Source organism: Pseudomonas sp. 313, from assembly GCF_000316965.1.
In the GTDB taxonomy this organism is placed as follows: Bacteria; Pseudomonadota; Gammaproteobacteria; order Pseudomonadales; family Pseudomonadaceae; genus Chryseomonas; species Chryseomonas benzopyrenica.
Genome location: NZ_ANBZ01000105.1, coordinates 1 through 422, shown reverse-complemented (window position 1 = coordinate 422; position 422 = coordinate 1). Strand labels below are relative to the sequence as shown.

The 422-nt window shown below is 68.0% G+C and carries 1 protein-coding gene; it reads right to left on the bottom strand.

Annotated elements, in window-relative coordinates:
• Positions 1–422, bottom strand: a 422-nt coding sequence (locus tag C722_RS26580; RefSeq protein WP_017642865.1) for a methyl-accepting chemotaxis protein, incomplete at both ends; no start/stop codon positions are given.

Sequence of the window (422 nt, the reverse complement as noted above, 5' to 3'; positions counted from 1 at the left end):
TCGATCTCGCCGATGCGCTCGGTCACGCTGCCCAGCCGCTCGCCGGCGCTCTTGGCCACCTGCATGCTGTGGGCGCTCTGCCGCTGGCTTTCCTGCATCAGGGCCACGGCGTCGCGCGAGCCGGTCTGCAGCTCTTCGATCATCTGCTGGATCTGCTGCGCCGAACTCTGGGTGCGGCTGGCCAGGGAGCGCACCTCGTCGGCCACCACGGCGAAGCCACGTCCGGCTTCACCAGCCCGCGCCGCCTCGATGGCGGCGTTGAGCGCCAGCAGGTTGGTCTGCTCGGAGATGCCGCGGATGACTTCGAGGATCTGGCCGATGTTGGCGGTCTTGCCGTTGAGGGCTTCGATGTGTTCGCAACTGGTGCCGATCTTGCTCGACAGCGCCTGCATGGCGTGCAGGGCTTCGTCGAGCACCTCGCG